Genomic DNA, 15714 nt, shown 5'->3' with positions numbered 1-15714 from the left:
CGCCCAAGCATGCCTCTTGGCTGAACCAGATCGAGATGTGGTTCTCCATCTTGGCGCGCAAAGTGATCCGCCGCGGTAACTTCCTCTCGGTCGATGATCTTCATGAGAAACTCGCCAACTTCATTGATTTCTTCAACGACAAGCTGGCCAAGCCGTTTCGCTGGACCTATACCGGGAAGCCACTCGCGGCTTGATTGGCTGGTCGGTATCAGGATTTTCACAGCAAAGCACTAGACCGGCTAGCCGAGAAGCGCCAGGCCCTCATCACCCGCGCCGTCACCAAGGGCCTCAATCCCGACGCCCCCATGAAACCCTCTGGTATAGACTGGCTCGGCGACATTCCGGCGCATTGGGATGTCCGGCGATTAAGATTTTCGCTCAAGGGCATCGAGCAAGGCTGGTCTCCGCAATGCGAGAATCGTCAAGCGCAACCCGGCGAATGGGGCGTTCTTAAAGTCGGCTGCGTCAATGGGGAAGAGTACGACGAGTCCGAAAACAAGGCTTTGCCGCCCGACATTGACCCCATGGAAAGGTATGAGGTGAAGAATGGAGATGTTCTCGTCAGCCGTGCAAACACCAAGGAGCTCCTCGGAAGCGCGACTCTGGTTTCGAATACCCAAGGAAAGATCATCCTGTGCGACAAGCTGTACAGGTTGAATCTGCTCGCTGATATAAGCCCGCGATTCCTGGTCCGCGTCCTGCGCTCTCCAGTGTCCCGCTATCAGTATGAGCGGGAAGCGACAGGAACCAGCGGCTCCATGCAGAACATCGGTCAGGACACGCTCAAGAACCTCGTTCATCCGCTTCCACCGCTTTCGGAGCAAAATCAAATCGCAACATGGCTCGACAGAACGCTCGACTTTGATTCTCGAGTGGAAAGCTCCGTGCTAGGAAGCATCTCAAAATTGGAGGAATACCGCTCCGCCCTCATCACCGCCGCCGTCACCGGCCAGATCGCGGAACTGCGCTGATCAGTGCGCCCATGACCATCGCGCACGTTCATCCCCGAGTCCTCATCATCGCCGGACCAAATGGCGCGGGCAAAACGACGTTCGCGCGCGAATTTTTGCCTGCCGAGGCCGATTGCCCTGATTTTGTGAACGCCGACCTGATCGCTGCGGGTCTGAGTCCGTTCAAGCCGGAAGCCGTCGCCTATCGCGCCGGGCGGTTGATGTTGCAGGAGATCGATCGTTTGGCGGCGCGCGGCCTGAGTTTCGCGCTGGAGTCCACCTTGAGCGGCAAGACCTATGTGTCACGCATCCTGGATTGGCGGCGTCGTGGGTATCTGGTGGAACTGTTCTTTCTGAGCCTGCCCAGCGCCGATTTCGCGGTGTCGAGGGTGCGACAACGGGTCCAAGAGGGCGGCCACCACGTACCCGAAGCCACCATCCGCCGTCGCTTCGCCGCCGGTCTGGACAATTTCGAACGCCTCTATAAACCGATCGTTGATGCCTGGGCGATGTACGACAATTCGCGCGTGGCACCCCTACTGCTGGAACAAGGCTCTCATTATGATGAAAACGACTAATCAGATCCCGGGCGAGAAAGATGATTTCCAGGCCGCGTTGACGGCCATGCAGCGTGCCGCGGAGCGGGCGCGTGAGCGTGCCCGAGCCAGTACGGGTGTCTTGGTCGTCTGGCGCGATGGTCGTATCGTCGAGGAGTTGGTTGACGACACAGGTCAGGTTGCGAGCCGAACACTGCGTGAAGACGACACGAACGCCCGGCGATAGGTATCAAAGGTGATCAGGAGCTTTGCCGGCAAGGAAACCCCTGGGAGCATTCAACAATGACGATCGCCGTGGAAGACTTGAGCCGCATGGATTTCTCTGATCTTGCAGCCGGCGATCTGGCCCCGGTGCCGCCGGGTGAGGTGTTGGCACGCGAGTTTCTGGAACCACTGGGAATCAGCTCTGAGCGCCTAGCGCAAGCGATCGGGTTATCGCATCCGCAGATCGATGCCATTCTTGAGGGTCGCCAAACGATCAGCGCTGATACCGGGCTGCGTCTGTCGCGTGTCTTTGGCATGAGCGACGGTTTTTGGGTGGGGCTACAGGCCGATTATGACGCGGCCAAAGCCCGCCAGCGGTTGGGCACTATTCTGGAGCGGATACAACCCTTTCCGCATCACCTCAATCCGCAGCCATAACGCGCCTGAAAAACGATCCGAGGCTCCGGTATGGCCAGCCACAGCGTTGCCCGAGCATGTTACCGGCTTCCTGTTGGCGTCACACTCAGGCCATCAAGCCTCGATTCGCTGAGCTACCAGCTTGACACCTAGCGCATGACAGACACGGTTGATGGTATCGAAACGCGGCTGGGACTCGGGTCGCAAGGCCTTGTAGAGGGCTTCGCGCGCGATGCCGCTCGCCTTGGCGATCTCGGTCATGCCGCGTGCGCGGGCGATATCACCCATGGCTGCGGCCAACAATGCCGGGTCGTTTTCCTCCAAGACAATGGTGAGATACTCAGCGATGGCCTGATCGTCTTCCAGGTGCTCGGTGATGTCGAACTCGGGCAGATCGGCAATGCGGATTTTTTCGCTCATCAGGTCTTAATCCTCCAGCGTGGATGCCAAAGCAATCGCTTTGGCGATGTCAGCTTGTTGCGTCGATTTATCACCACCGCCCAGCATCAGGATCAGCGTCGCCCCGCGTTGAATGTAGTAGAGCCGCCAGCCAGGGCCAAAATATTCGCGCATCTCAAAGACGCCGTTTCCGACAGGCTTCACGTCGCCGAGGTTGCCGAGTGATGCTTTTCGCAGGCGCGTTGCCAGACGCCGCCGCGTCAAGCCGTCTTTTATTCCAGACAGCCAAGCGGCAAACTGTGGCGTTTGCTTGATCCTGAACATGTGACTATCGTAATCGTTCGATCACATAGCAACAAGTCTATCGCCCAGCAAGCGCTCTTGCGCTGAGGGCGGTTTCTGACAAGACGATCCGAGGGTCCGGCATGGCCAGCCACAGCGAACGCGATTTCGAGAACGCCATCGAGGCCGAGCTGACTGGCTCTGGCGGCTATGTGGCTCGCAGCCACAGCGCCTACGATGAAACCCTCGCTCTTTTTCCTGAAGACGTCACCGGCTTCCTGCAAGACAGCCAACCGTCTAAGTGGACAGCGCTGGAGGCACTGCTCGGCCCAAAGACCGCCACCACCATCCTCTCCAGCCTGAGCAAGGAGCTTGACCTCAAAGGCACGCTGCACGTCCTGCGCCACGGCTTCAAGTGCTACGGCAAGACCTTACGCATGGCCTATTTCCAACCCAACACGCGCATGAACCCGGAGGCGGCGGCGCAGTATGCCAAGAACCGGCTGACCATCACGCGCCAACTCGGCTTTACCTCAGTGCTGAAGCGGCCCGACGGCCAGCATCGCCGCTGCATCATCGACCTGACCCTCGCCGTCAACGGTCTCCCGGTCGCCACCGCTGAGCTGAAGAATCCGCTGACCGGCCAGCGCGCCGCCGATGCAATCCGGCAATACCAGCAGGAGCGCGATGCGCGCGATCTGCTGTTCGCGTTCAAGAAGCGCGCCCTGGTGCATTTCGCGGTTGACCCAGACGAGGTCTGGATGACGACCCGGCTCAACGGCAAGGACACGCACTTCCTGCCCTTCAACCGCGGTCATGCGCAGGGTGCCGGCAACCCGCCGGTGGAGGGCCACTGGAAGACGCACTACCTCTGGGACGAGGTGCTGCACGCCGATAGCCTGCTCGAGATCCTGCAGCGCTTCATGCACCTGGAAGTCAAGGAGACGCCGATCAAGACCGACAAGGGCACCCGCACCTTGCGCAAGGAGACCCTGATCTTTCCGCGCTATCAGCAGCGCGACGCGGTGCGCACGCTGGTTGCCCATGCCAAGGCCCATGGCTCAGGCCACAACTACCTGATCAAGCACTCGGCCGGCTCCGGCAAGTCCAACACCATCGCCTGGCTGGCGCATCGTCTCGCCACCCTGCACGATGCGCAGGATGAGAAGGTCTTCCACTCGGTCGTGGTGGTCACCGACCGCCTGGTGCTCGATCAGCAATTGCAGGCGACCATCTACCAGTTCGAGCACAAGACGGGCGTGGTCGAGAAGATCGACGAGGACAGCCAACAGCTCGCGCGCGCCCTGTCTCAAGGTACGCCCATCGTCATCACCACCATCCAGAAGTTTCCCTTCATCGCGCAGGCACTCTCAACGCTCGAGAAGCAAGGGGTCGGCGTGCAGATCGACACCGCCGGCAAGCGCTTTGCGGTCATCGTCGATGAGGCGCATTCGTCGCAGAGCGGCGAGACCGCTGTCGCGCTCAAGGGCCTGCTCAACAAGGATGGGATCGAGGCCGTCATTGCCGCCCAGTTTCTCGATGAAGAGGCCGAGGAGGGGGAAGACGACGACCTCTCCAATGAGGCCAAGATCGCCAGCCAGCGCGAGGCGCTGAAACGCGGCCGGCAGCCGAACCTGAGCTTCTTCGCGTTCACCGCGACGCCCAAGTTCAAGACCCTCGCCCTGTTCGATGAGCCTGGCCCCAGCGGTTCGCCACCCTTCCACGAATACAGCATGCGCCAAGCCATCGAAGAGGGTTTCATCCTCGATGTGCTCGCTCACTACACCAACTACCAGCGCTTCTATGGCCTGATCAAGCAGATCGAGGATGATCCCGAGGTCCCGCGCCGCAAGGCCGCCAAGGCGCTCTCGGGCTTTTTGGAGCTGCATCCGGTCAACATCGCGCAGATCGTCACGGTGATCGTCGAGCATTTCCGGCGTTTCGTGCTGCACGAGCTCGGCGGGCGCGCCAAGGCGATGGTCGTGACCGGCTCGCGCCTGGCCGCGGTGCGATACAAGCGCGCCTTTGATCGCTACATCCAGGATCAGGGTTACAGCGGCATTCGCTCGCTGGTGGCCTTTTCCGGCACGGTCGAGGACCCGGACGATCCTGGCGCGTCCTATACCGAAGTGGCGATGAACGACGGACTCGCCGAACGCGAGCTGCCAGAGACCTTCGAGCGCGACGATTACCGGGTGCTGCTGGTCGCCGAGAAGTACCAGACCGGCTTCGATCAGCCGCTGCTGCAGACGATGTATGTGGTCAAGCGCTTGTCCGGCGTGCAAGCCGTGCAGACCCTGTCCCGACTCAATCGCATCGCGCCTGGCAAGTCGCGCACCTTCGTGCTCGATTTCATCAACCAGGAGGATGACATCTATCGCGCCTTCAAGCCTTACTACGAGACGACACCGATTGGCGAGAATGCCGATCCGCACCGTCTCTCCGAGCTGCAACACCGACTGCTCGAGTGGGCCATCTTCACGGCAGCGGATGTCAGCGCCTTCGCCGCGATTTGGTATCGGCCCAAGCGCGATCACTCAGCGCGCGACCATCAGGCGATGCATGCCGTGCTCGATGCGGTGGTGCAACGCTTCCAGGATCGGGAGGACGAAGACCGCGAGCAGTTCCGCGGCCAATTGACGGCCTACCGCAACCTCTACGCCTTTCTGTCACAGATCATCCCTTACCAAGACAGCGACCTCGAACGGCTGTATGCGTTCGTCAGGAATCTGCTCGCCAAGCTCCCAGCGCGCGGAGACGGCCAAGCCTTCGTGCTGGATGACGAGGTGGCGCTGCGCTTCTTCCGTCTGCAGCAGATGACCGAGGGCTCGATCGATCTGGGGGAGGGGGCGGCCTATCCATTGAAGGGGCCAACCGATGTGGGGACCGGCGGCATCAAAGATGAAGCCGTGCCGCTGTCGAGCCTGATCGACCGCCTCAACGAGCGCTTCGGCACCGACTTCAACGAGGCCGATCAGCTGTTCTTCGATCAGATACGCGCCTCCGCGGAGATGAACGAAACCATCAGCGAGGCCGCCCGCGCCAACAACTTCACCAACTTCGCCGCCTATCTGGATCGCACCCTCGACGAACTGTTCATTGCGCGCATGGAGGGCAACGAGGAGATCTTCAATCGCGTGATGACGGATACCGCGTTTCGCTCTGCGGCGCGTGAGCACTTGGCCCGCGAGATCTTTGAAAGTGTCAGGGAGGTTTAGAGTGTTTGCACCGCTGAGTCCCTACCTTGTCGATGCGCCTCCCTGTCAGGGGACGCCATCTCTGAACGACTAGCCCTGAATGACTAGCCCTGAATGACTAGACCGCCTGGGCCAGCCAGCTCCGAGCGACCTCCAGCTCGGGGCGTTTGAAGTGCTTGAGCTCGGCCTTCATCATCGGATTCAGCATGTTGACGTAGGCGCCAATCCAGCCCTGATCGGCCACCACGGCGACATGGGTGATATCACTCAGGTGCTCGAAGCTGAATTTGACGTCATCCCAGAGCTTGTTCCAGGGAATGGGTGGCGTCTCCAGCTCGCCGATGTTCTCGAGTAGACGGATGCGGCCATGGCGCTTGATGGCGCCTGTCATGGTCGCGAGCGCGTTGTCGAACTCCTGCGCCGTGATGGAGCCGGAGACCGTCATCTCGACAATGTTGCTGTTCGGTTGTTCGTGGACGTCGATCATGGTGTTGCGACCTATCAGGTTAGTGGCTCTGGCTCAAGTGTGAGTGGCTCTATAGCCATTAGCCGTGATTGCCAGACTCAGATATGGCGCTAGCTTACAACTAGCGTGGATCAAGTATCTGGATATCAGGTGCGATGGCTCTAGCTCATGGGGCTCTCATTCAAGTGGATGCTCGTCGGGTAAGCCTCAGTTGCGCCTTGGTGCTCACCGTCCAGGCTCGTGGAATCTGCTCCTGCTTGTCGCGATTGAGCCGACCCGCGGGCTCGGCGGGCGCTTCCGTGGGTTTTGCAATCATGATCCAGATTGCACCCAGCAACGGCACGATGGACAAGATCCCCCACCAGGTCCAGCGTTGGGCATCACGCCAGTACTTTGTTGGGATCACGCCAGTGGCCTCGAAGCTGATGGCCTGGCGCGCTTGGCGGATCTGCGCTGGGATCAGGATCAGCGCCCAGAGCAGTCCCGAGAAGCCAAACAGGATCTGACCCCAGACCAGCCAATGCACGCCGAAGGGATCGAGCCCCGCGACCCATGCCGCGCCGTAGCCCCCAATCAGGATCAGCACCACACCGCCGAGCGTGAACCACCAGTCGGTCAAGGTCACCAGACGCTGGCCAAAGGCGATCACCGACGGCTCACCGGTGCGGTCGGCACCCAGCTTCCAGACCAGGGTCACGATGACATTGCCGACCAGTAGCACGACGCCAAATAGATGGATGGCTTTCAGGACGGCATAGAGCAAGACCATCTCCCTCGATGATTGCCTTTTCGGCGGCTCGGCGACTCGGCGGCGCGTTGGCGCGCCTTGCTGCGGCTCGGCGGCGCGCCTTGCTGCGGCTTAGTCGCTCTTCCCTGTTCTAGCTTCAGTATTTGCCCGGATGTTGTTCTACCCTCGGCATCTTGCACAATCCTTGCACCGTTTGGAGAAATCCGAAACTGACAGCGATCTCTGATCTTTGAAGGATGAAATCTTATGCCACTGGAAACCGCGTTTATCGCCGCCGAAGAACGCCTTGATCTGACCGTGCATGGACGTCTCGATCTGAGTTTGACGCAAAGCATGACTGATCTGCTCCGGGAGACACCGCAGGACTTGCGCACCTGTGTCATCGATCTGACGGGGGTCGAGCAGAGCTTCGCTTCGGGGCTCGCCCTTCTGTGGCTGCTCGATGAACGCTTCTCTCGCCGCGGGGTGCGGATCTTGGTCTTCACGGACGACCAGCATCTTCTCCAACAGCTCCCTATCGCAATGCACCACGCCTCACTGAAGCGCGCGCAGGAATGGCTGTTGTAGGCCAGATGACTGTCTGAATGTGTCGGCCTCACCAGGCTCCCCGGCCACGCGGCCCCGGCCGGTAGGGCGGATGCCGATGGTTGTTGTGCTCGGCGCGGAAGGCGCAGAAGGCCTCGGCATCGTTGAAGTGCAGGAACGGATTGGCGCGACGCTGCTCGCCCATGGTCGAGGTCGTTGCAGCGGCATAGTGATGGCCGGGCAACAGGGTCGTCTCGTCGGGGATCTCGGCCTTCAGCCGCTGCAAGGACTGAAACATCTGCTCCGGATCACCGCCCGGCAGATCACAGCGGCCACAGCCGTAGACGAACAGTGTATCGCCGGTGAACAGCTGGCCGGGCAGCTGGTAGCAGGCCCCACCTGGCGAGTGGCCTGGTGTGGCGATGCAGGTGATCTCGGTGGCGCCGAGCCTGATGCGGTCGCCGTCGTGATGTCGATGCAGCTTTGGCGGTGGTGGAGAAGCCCAGACCTCGCCGGTGCGATCGTCGGGGATCGGAGCCGGAGCCGGAGTCGCGTCCGATGCGGCCTGCTTCCAGTAATCGACCTCCTGAGCGAGCACATGGACCGCGGGTCGATGGCCAGGCATCGCGGTACGGCCGAGCAGTAAGGCGAGGGCGTTGACATGGAGATCAACGCCTCGGGATGGCCGCTCACCAGGGCGGTCATGGCCGGGCCGGGACAGAGACCGACCAGACCCCGACCAGACCCCAGCCGATGCCGAATAGTCCGGCGCCGACCAGGAGCCGCCGATCGTTGACAGGACGGGTGTGAAGCCTTCCATCGTGAACAACCTCTCGCAACCAAGACCTGCTCCAGTGATCAGCAACAAGCGGGCCAGCTCATGGCCACAAGGTTGGATGAGGTTGGATCTGGATTTGAAGCTCGTTGAGGCTGACGTGGCTGATCAGTCGTGGGTCAATACAACCCGTCAATGGTGGATATCGGCAATGGTTGAGGGGCTGGTTGCGCTCTGGACAGGCAAGGAACCTGTTAAATCTCGGGGGGAGATTGGTTCTGGTATCAAGTTTGCGTTCAGTTTGTGCTGCCGGTTGCTACCGGAAAGGCGGGGTTGCTACCGCAAAGGCGGCTGATGAGCAGCAACGGTCGGCTCGAGATCGAGGTGATGACCTGCGTCTCAGACATGGACAAGCAGCTCTTTGATCGCGACGGCGCCGCCCTGGTGATCCACAAGGGCGCCGACGATTACAACTCGCAGCCGTCGGGCGCGGCCGGACCACGCATCGCCTGCGGTGTGATCAAGAAGCGCGACACTTAAGCGCGACACTCTATGCCAATCATTGAGGAGATTCCGTCATGCCGAATCAGCAACTCGCCAAGCTCAACGATCACGGCCAGCGCTTCTGGCTCGATAGCCTGTCACGCGACATGCTCGACAACGGCCAGCTCGAATCGCGCATCCGCGAGCAGGGCCTGTCCGGGATCACCTCCAATCCAGCCATCTTCCGCAAGGCCATGGCGGACTCGCCGAGCTATGACGATCGCATCGGGATTGCGGTCGAGACCCTTGCGCGCGACGGCTCGGTGGCCGCCGAGGCGGTCTACGAGCAGCTGGCCACCGACGATGTCCGTGATGCCTGCGACCTATTGATGCCGATCCATGAGGCAACCGACGGACTCGATGGCTTCGTCAGTCTCGAGGTCTCGCCGCACCTGGCCTACGACCCGGTCGCGACGCTGCGCCAGGCGCGCGACCTGTGGGACCGAGTCGGTCGCCCGAACCTGTTCATCAAGGTGCCGGGCACGCCGCAGGGTCTGCATGCGGTCGAGACCCTATTGGTCGAGGGGATCAACGTCAATATCACCCTGCTGTTCGGGCGCGATGCCTACGAGCAGACCCTGCAAACCTACCTGCGTGCGATGGAACAGCGGCTGCGCGACGGCAAGGATCTCCACAACGTCGCCTCGGTGGCCAGCTTCTTCCTGAGCCGGATCGACACCGCCGTCGACCGCGAGCTGCGCCAGCGCATCGACCCGCAGGTCGATGAGCGCATCGTCACCGAGGCCGAATCCTTGCTTGGACGCACTGCGGTTGCCAACGCCCAGCTGGCCTATGCGCGTTATCGCGAGGTCGGCGAGAGCGAGCGCTGGCAGCGGCTGGCCAAGGCCGGCGCGCGTCCGCAACGGCTGGTCTGGGCCAGCACCGGCACCAAAGACCCAAGCCTGTCGGACACCCATTACGTCGAGTCGCTGATCCTGCCAGAGACCATCTCGACCATGCCGGAGGCGACCGCGGATGCCTTCGACGACCACGGCTGGATCGAGGTCTCGGCCGCAGGCAGCATGAGCGAGGCGGCGGAGCTGCTCGAGCGCCTGCAGCGTAAGCTTGAGATCGACTTCGATGCCATCACCCATCAGCTGGTGGCCGAAGGCGTGCAGAAGTTCATCGACCCCTATGATCAGCTGATGCAACGGCTCGCCGAGCGCATCGAGCACAGGCAGGAGTCCATAGAGGAGGCCGAGCGCGCGACGCCCTTGGTGGGTGAGGCGAGCCGGCTGCGTGCTGAGGTGCTGCGCATGACCAGTCGCGCCGGCTCGGGCCATGCGACCTCGGCGCTGTCTTGCGCTGATCTGGTCACCGCCCTGTTCTTCCACGAGATGCGCTGGGACCCGAGCGCGCCCGGTGCCCGCGATCAGGATCGCTTCCTGCTCTCCAAGGGTCATGCGGCGCCCATCCTCTGGGCAGCGCTGTCGGAGGCCGGCGCCATCGAGACCGATCCACTGACCCTGCGGCAGATCGACAGTGACCTCGAGGGCCATCCGACGCCGCGCAACCCTTGGATTCCGGTTGCGACCGGCTCCTTGGGCCAGGGTCTTTCCGCGGTCAATGGCATGGCCTTGGCGGACCGGCTGGACGGCATTAGTGCGCGTCTGTTCTGCCTGCTCGGCGACGGTGAGTGCTCGGAGGGCTCGGTCTGGGAGGCCGCCCAGTTCGCGGCTGACCAGCGCCTGGAGCAGATCGTTGCCATCGTCGATGCCAACGGCCTGGAGCAAAGCGGTCCTGCCCCTTATGGTCATGACACCTCGGTGCTGGCCGGACGCTTCCGCGCCTTCGGCTGGCGCACGCTGGAGATCGATGGGCACGATTTCGGCGCCATCCTGCCAGCGCTGAAGACCGCTCGCCAGCCGGGGCCGACGGCGATCATCGCCCGCACCGTCAAGGGCAAGGGCATCTCGTTCCTCGAAGGCGCCGAAGGCTGGCACGGCAAGGCCCTGGATGAGGATCAGCTGGCAGAGGCGCTCGCTGAGATCAACGAGCCCGACCTGCGGCTATTGGTGGAGCCGCGCCGGGTGCCGAGTGCTGAGCCGACGGTTGCGACCATGGCCCAGGTCGCCTCGGAGCGCGCGCAACAAGAGAGCGGCCTGCCGCTCAAGGTCGAGTATGAGCTCGGTGAGGAGGTCGCGACCCGCGCCGCCTTCGGCGCTGCACTGCAGAAGCTCGGCAGCCGGTTCCCGGATCTTGTGGTGCTCGATGGCGACGTGAAGAACTCGACCAAGACCCAGGAGTTTGCCAAGACCTATCCTGAGCGCTTCATCGAGGCGCAGATCGCTGAGCAGAACATGCTCGGGGCGGCGCTCGGTCTCTCCGCCAGCGGCAAGCGGTCTTGCGTCGCCACCTTTGCGGCCTTCCTGACGCGGGCGCACGACATCATCCGCATGGCGGCCCATTCGCAACAACCGCGCATGCTGATCTGTGGCAGCCATGCCGGCATCTCGATCGGCGAGGACGGACCCTCGCAGATGGGGCTCGAGGATATGGCGATGTTCCGCGCCCTCAACGGAACCACGGTGCTCTATCCCGCCGATGCGGTCAGTGCTGAGCGCTTGACCGAGACCGGGCTCGAGCACGAGGGCATCGTCTATCTGCGTACCACGCGTGGCAAGACGCCGGTGCTTTATCAATCGGACGAGCGCTTCGAGATCGGCGGCAGCAAGACCCTGGCCGAATCGACCCAGGACCGGCTCACGCTGGTGGCCGCGGGCATCACCGTTCACACCGCGCTGGAGGCCAGCACGCGCCTGCGCGAGCAGGGGGTGTGCACGCGGGTGATCGATGCCTATTCGGTCAAGCCGCTCGACGTGGAGACCCTACAGCGGGCCGCCGAGGAGACCGGGACCCTGCTGGTGATCGAGGATCATCATCGCGACGGCGGACTCGGCGATGCGGTCGCGGCGCAGGTGGGTCGGCTCGGTCGGGTGTTCCAGCTCGGCGTCAGCGGCGAGCCGCGCTCCGGCTCGCCGGAGGATCTGATGGAGCGCCACCGGATCTCAGGTCAGCAGATCGAGCGCGAGGCGCTGGCCATCGCCGCCTGAGTGCGGGTCTAGCGATCGCTGGCACTCTCCGTTGCTAGCGCTCTCCGTTGGGCGTTATCAGCCAGACCGGGTTCATTTGCCGCTCTTGCCGGCTAGTCTGAGGGATGCTGAGGCCAAGGGTGATGGGTCGAATCGGTTGGGTCCAGGGTTGGACCGAGAGTTGCTTGATCCGCAGCGGCACGGGGCTGAACGTCCCTGGGAATTCGATTCGTCCGATGCTCGAGGAGTCAAGATTATGAGAAAAACCGCATCCGCCGTGCGCGGCGCCAATGACGATCAGGCGACGGGCAGACAGCTGCAGACGGGATCAAAGGCCAAGGTCGTTCAGCTCGATCAGTGCCGCGCGGAGCGACTCGACGAATCCGTCTCGGCCGTTCGCCATCGTCTCAGCGAGCTACAGCGCGCCCGTGTGCAGGCGGAGCTGAGCGCCGGACGACTGATGCGAGAGCTGGCCGCGCTGCAGCGCGAGCTCAGAGACTGCCGCGCGCGGATGATCCAAAGTGGCGTCATCGACTAGGGTGGCGACTACGGCGGCTGGCCGCTCCGACGAGCCGCCGCGACGCCCGAGTGGGCGGCGCCCACCTTGTCCAACTTAACCTGCTTGCTCGATCTCGGCCACGGCCTGCTTGACCGAGAGAAAGCTGTCCGGGTTGACCGAGATCGAATCGATTCCGGCGCGCACCAGGAAGGCGGCGAAGTCCGGGTGATCGCTCGGCGCCTGGCCGCAGAGCCCGACCTTGCGCTCGCGCTCGTGGGCCTCGCCGATCACCGAGCTGATCATCTGGCGCACCGCATCGTTGCGCTCGTCGAACAGATGCGCTAGGCGGTCGGAGTCCCGATCGACCCCGAGCACGAGCTGAGTCAGGTCATTGCTGCCGATCGAGAAGCCATCGAAGCGGGCGGCGAAGTCGCGGGCTAAAATCACGTTCGCCGGGATCTCGCACATCACATAGACCTCGAGTCCGCGCTCGCCGCGCTGCAAGCCTTCTTCGGCCATGACCTCGAGCACCCGGTCGGCTTCCAGCGGTGTGCGGCAGAAGGGGATCATCACCAGGATGTTGTCAAAGCCAAGCTCTTCGCGGGCCTTACGGATCGCCCGGCATTCCAGCGCGAAGCCCTCCCGATACGCGTCGCTGTAATAGCGACTGGCGCCCCGCCAGCCGAGCATCGGATTGGCCTCGACCGGCTCGAAGGCGCGACCGCCGATCAGGTCCGCATACTCGTTGGTCTTGAAGTCGCTCATGCGCACGATGACCGGCTGCGGATGACTGCCCGCCGCGATCCGGGCAATGCCGCGCGCCAGGTGATCGACGAAATACGCCTGCGGGTCATCCCAGCCGGCGGTCAGCGCGGCGATCTGCGTGCTCGCGTCCCCATCTTCCACCGCCTCCGGGTGGATCAGCGCCATCGGGTGGATCTTGATGTGCTGATTGACGATGAACTCCATTCTGGCCAGGCCGACGCCATCGCTCGGCAGCTGCCACCAGCGCAACGCGGCGGCCGGGTTGGCCATGTTCAGCATGATCTTGGCGCGCGTCTTTGGGATCTCGTCTAGGCTGATCTCCTCGGCCTCGAACGGAATCCGCCCGGCATAGACACGCCCGGTCTCGCCGCTGGCGCAGGACACCGTGACCTCATCGCCATCGGCGAGCCGTTCAGTACCATGGCCGGTGCCGACGATCGCCGGCAAACCCAGCTCGCGGCTGACGATGGCTGCGTGTGAGGTGCGCCCGCCGTGGTCGGTGACGATGGCGGCGGCGCGGCGCATGATCGGCACCCAGTCCGGATCGGTCATCTCGGTGACCAGCACGCCGCCGTCCTCGAAGCGATCGTTCTCGCCCGGGTCATCGAGCCGAAACACCTTGCCGGCGGCGATGGCGTCGCCGATCGCCGTGCCACTGACAAGCGGCTCGCCGACCTCGTCGCGGCTGGCCTCGAGCCGATAGGTCTTGAGCAGACCTTCAGCGCGCTGTGAGTGCACGGTCTCGGGCCGCGCCTGGACGATGAACAGCTCGCCGGTCTCGCCATCCTTGGCCCATTCCATGTCCATGGGTTTCCCATAGTGGTCTTCGATGGTCACCGCCCAGCGTGCCAGCGACAGGACCTCGTCGTCGCTCAGGACCAGTGCCCGGCGCTCGTCCTCGCTGGTCTCCTCGAGCCGGGTCGGGTCTTCAGCGCTGGTGTCGGCGCTCATGCCGGCCTGGCTGTCGGTCTGGGTATTGGCCTGGCTGTCGGCATAGACCATCTTCTGCGCCTTGCCACCCGGCTGGCGGGCGATGATCGGCCTCAGCGATGGATCATCCAAGAGCGGCTTGAAGACCAGGTATTCGTCTGGATCGACGATGCCCTGGACCACGGTCTCGCCGAGCCCCCAGGCGCCGTTGATCAGCACCGCGCGCGGGAAGCCGGTGTCGGTGTCGATGCTGAACATCACCCCGGAGCTGCCGCTGTCGGCGCGCACCATCTGCTGCACCCCGACCGAGAGCGCCACCTGCAGCTGATCGAAACCGTTGTCCTGCCGATAGGAGATGGCGCGTTCGGTGAACAGCGAGGCGAAGCAGCGCCGGATGGCATTGAGCAGGGCATCGGCGCCGCGGATATTGAGGAAGGTCTCCTGTTGACCGGCGAAGCTGGCCTCGGGCAGATCCTCGGCGGTCGCGCTCGAGCGCACCGCGACATCGGGCTCATCGCGCCCGGTCTGCTCCGCCAGCGCCTGGTAGGCGTCGCGAACGGCATCGGCCAAGGCCGCCGGGATCTCGGCGTCGAGGAAGAAGGCGCGGATCTGCTCGCCGACTTCGCTGAGCGGGCGTTCGCCTTGCTCAAAGGCTTGGGTCAGCTCGCGGATGCGCGGCTCCAGCGCGTTCTCGGCCAGGAATTGCCGATAGGCCTGCGCGGTCGTCGCAAAGCCGCCCGGCACGCGCACGCCTTCGGCACCGAGATGGCGGATCATCTCGCCGAGTGAGGCGTTCTTACCGCCCACCAGGGCGACATCATCGTTGCCGAGATCATCAAGCCAAGCGATCAGCCTGCCGTCGTTCATTAGGGGGTCTCCAGCCGAAGGTGGCCGTTATCTTGCTTGCCCAACACCGCCACCCTGAAGGCCGCAACGCGGCTTCTCTTTAAGGGGTTTAGTCACGGGCGCACAAACGGGGTGAATCAAGGGTTTGCCCAATCGCACGCAGCTCTTGTGCCAACGGTTGAGCCGTGCGATGCCAAGGTGATGCGGCCACAGGCAAGCCCGGCAACCGACCCGTCGCTGGTCCCTTCGGTGTTGGTCTGCTCAACCGGTGGGGAATCGCGTTGTGGAAATACACCAGGCGCGGGGGATATCGCCCTCAACACATGAAGACCGAGCCGAGATGACCATCCGAGGTGATCGTCTGAGACGATCATCTGAGATGATCATCAAGGTGCCGCGATGACGATCGAGAACAGAGCACGATCTTCTTGGCGCAGGCTCAGTGCACGCTGGCCTAGGCGGCAACGCGGAAACGTGGTGTTTTTCCTGGATTGATGTTGAAATTAATGCTCGCTTGCGGCTCAATCCACGTGCACCTTTGCTGATCCTCAACACGATGATTGTCAATCAGCCAGCGAG

At 62.8% G+C, this 15714-nt stretch carries 15 protein-coding genes and 1 pseudogene; 10 read left to right on the top strand and 6 right to left on the bottom strand.

From position 1 onward, the window contains the following. From CKO42_RS12900 to CKO42_RS12880, 5 genes and pseudogenes are all read left to right on the top strand, one after another. A pseudogene (locus CKO42_RS12900) lies at window positions 1-194 on the top strand (IS630 family transposase); the annotation flags it as partial. Beyond that, entirely contained in the window at window positions 195-971 is a 777-nt protein-coding gene (locus CKO42_RS12895; protein WP_200244552.1) for a restriction endonuclease subunit S, read from the top strand. It abuts the pseudogene before it with no gap. Window positions 972-982: 11 nt separating this feature from the next. Beyond that, window positions 983-1528, top strand: a complete 546-nt coding sequence (locus CKO42_RS12890; protein WP_200244550.1) for an ATPase — start codon at window positions 983-985, stop codon at window positions 1526-1528. Continuing rightward, window positions 1515-1733, top strand: a complete 219-nt coding sequence (locus tag CKO42_RS12885; RefSeq protein WP_200244548.1) for a hypothetical protein — start codon at window positions 1515-1517, stop codon at window positions 1731-1733. Before CKO42_RS12890 ends, CKO42_RS12885 begins: the two co-directional genes overlap by 14 nt. A 56-nt stretch (window positions 1734-1789) precedes the next feature. After that, entirely contained in the window at window positions 1790-2149 is a 360-nt protein-coding gene (locus tag CKO42_RS12880; RefSeq protein WP_200244546.1) for a HigA family addiction module antitoxin, read from the top strand. Between the two features lie 93 nt (window positions 2150-2242). Here CKO42_RS12880 and CKO42_RS12875 read toward each other — a convergent pair whose 3' ends face one another. Together CKO42_RS12875 and CKO42_RS12870 are read right to left on the bottom strand one after the other, a co-directional pair. Next, window positions 2243-2548 (bottom strand): addiction module antidote protein, encoded by a 306-nt coding sequence (locus CKO42_RS12875; protein WP_200244545.1) that lies wholly within the window; start codon window positions 2546-2548, stop codon window positions 2243-2245. Window positions 2549-2554: 6 nt separating this feature from the next. After that, a complete protein-coding gene (locus CKO42_RS12870; RefSeq protein WP_200244543.1) occupies window positions 2555-2851 on the bottom strand; it encodes a type II toxin-antitoxin system RelE/ParE family toxin in 297 nt (98 codons plus the stop codon). Between the two features lie 101 nt (window positions 2852-2952). Here CKO42_RS12870 and CKO42_RS12865 point away from each other — a divergent pair, with 101 nt between their 5' ends. Further along, entirely contained in the window at window positions 2953-6027 is a 3075-nt protein-coding gene (locus CKO42_RS12865) for a type I restriction endonuclease subunit R (RefSeq protein WP_200244540.1), read from the top strand. Window positions 6028-6124: 97 nt separating this feature from the next. On the opposite strand, the gene CKO42_RS12860 is transcribed toward CKO42_RS12865, so the two are convergent. Both CKO42_RS12860 and CKO42_RS12855 read right to left on the bottom strand, forming a co-directional pair. Next, complete coding sequence (locus CKO42_RS12860) at window positions 6125-6493, bottom strand: SpoIIAA family protein (RefSeq protein WP_200244538.1); 369 nt, start codon at window positions 6491-6493, stop codon at window positions 6125-6127. Between the two features lie 160 nt (window positions 6494-6653). Continuing rightward, the gene (locus tag CKO42_RS12855) at window positions 6654-7235 is read right to left on the bottom strand and encodes a DUF2269 family protein (RefSeq protein ID WP_200244536.1); all 582 of its coding nucleotides are present in this window, start codon (window positions 7233-7235) and stop codon (window positions 6654-6656) included. Between the two features lie 231 nt (window positions 7236-7466). Between CKO42_RS12855 and CKO42_RS12850 the strand changes: the two genes are divergently transcribed. Beyond that, the gene (locus tag CKO42_RS12850) at window positions 7467-7787 is read left to right on the top strand and encodes a hypothetical protein (protein WP_200244534.1); all 321 of its coding nucleotides are present in this window, start codon (window positions 7467-7469) and stop codon (window positions 7785-7787) included. 28 nt (window positions 7788-7815) lie between these two features. On the opposite strand, the gene CKO42_RS12845 is transcribed toward CKO42_RS12850, so the two are convergent. Next, window positions 7816-8565: an MBL fold metallo-hydrolase gene (locus CKO42_RS12845; protein ID WP_200244531.1), complete on the bottom strand. Its 750-nt coding sequence runs from the start codon at window positions 8563-8565 to the stop codon at window positions 7816-7818. Window positions 8566-8823: 258 nt separating this feature from the next. Here CKO42_RS12845 and CKO42_RS12840 point away from each other — a divergent pair, with 258 nt between their 5' ends. The 3 genes from CKO42_RS12840 to CKO42_RS12830 all read left to right on the top strand — a co-directional run bounded on the left by CKO42_RS12840 (window position 8824) and on the right by CKO42_RS12830 (window position 12633). Further along, entirely contained in the window at window positions 8824-9060 is a 237-nt protein-coding gene (locus CKO42_RS12840; protein WP_338034912.1) for a superoxide dismutase family protein, read from the top strand. Window positions 9061-9098: 38 nt separating this feature from the next. Beyond that, window positions 9099-12116, top strand: a complete 3018-nt coding sequence (locus CKO42_RS12835) for a transketolase (RefSeq protein WP_200244526.1) — start codon at window positions 9099-9101, stop codon at window positions 12114-12116. A gap of 235 nt (window positions 12117-12351) precedes the next feature. Further along, on the top strand, window positions 12352-12633 hold the full coding sequence (locus CKO42_RS12830) for a hypothetical protein (protein WP_200244525.1): 282 nt from the start codon (window positions 12352-12354) through the stop codon (window positions 12631-12633). 75 nt (window positions 12634-12708) lie between these two features. On the opposite strand, the gene ppsA is transcribed toward CKO42_RS12830, so the two are convergent. Further along, the gene (gene ppsA / locus CKO42_RS12825; RefSeq protein WP_200244579.1) at window positions 12709-15138 is read right to left on the bottom strand and encodes a phosphoenolpyruvate synthase; all 2430 of its coding nucleotides are present in this window, start codon (window positions 15136-15138) and stop codon (window positions 12709-12711) included. Between the last annotated feature and the right edge of the window lie 576 nt (window positions 15139-15714).

It is taken from the genome of Lamprobacter modestohalophilus, assembly GCF_016583905.1.
Lineage (GTDB): Bacteria > Pseudomonadota > Gammaproteobacteria > Chromatiales > Chromatiaceae > Lamprobacter > Lamprobacter modestohalophilus.
The sequence above is the reverse complement of the archived record's forward strand: the minus strand, read 5'-3'. Positions and strand labels throughout refer to the sequence as shown.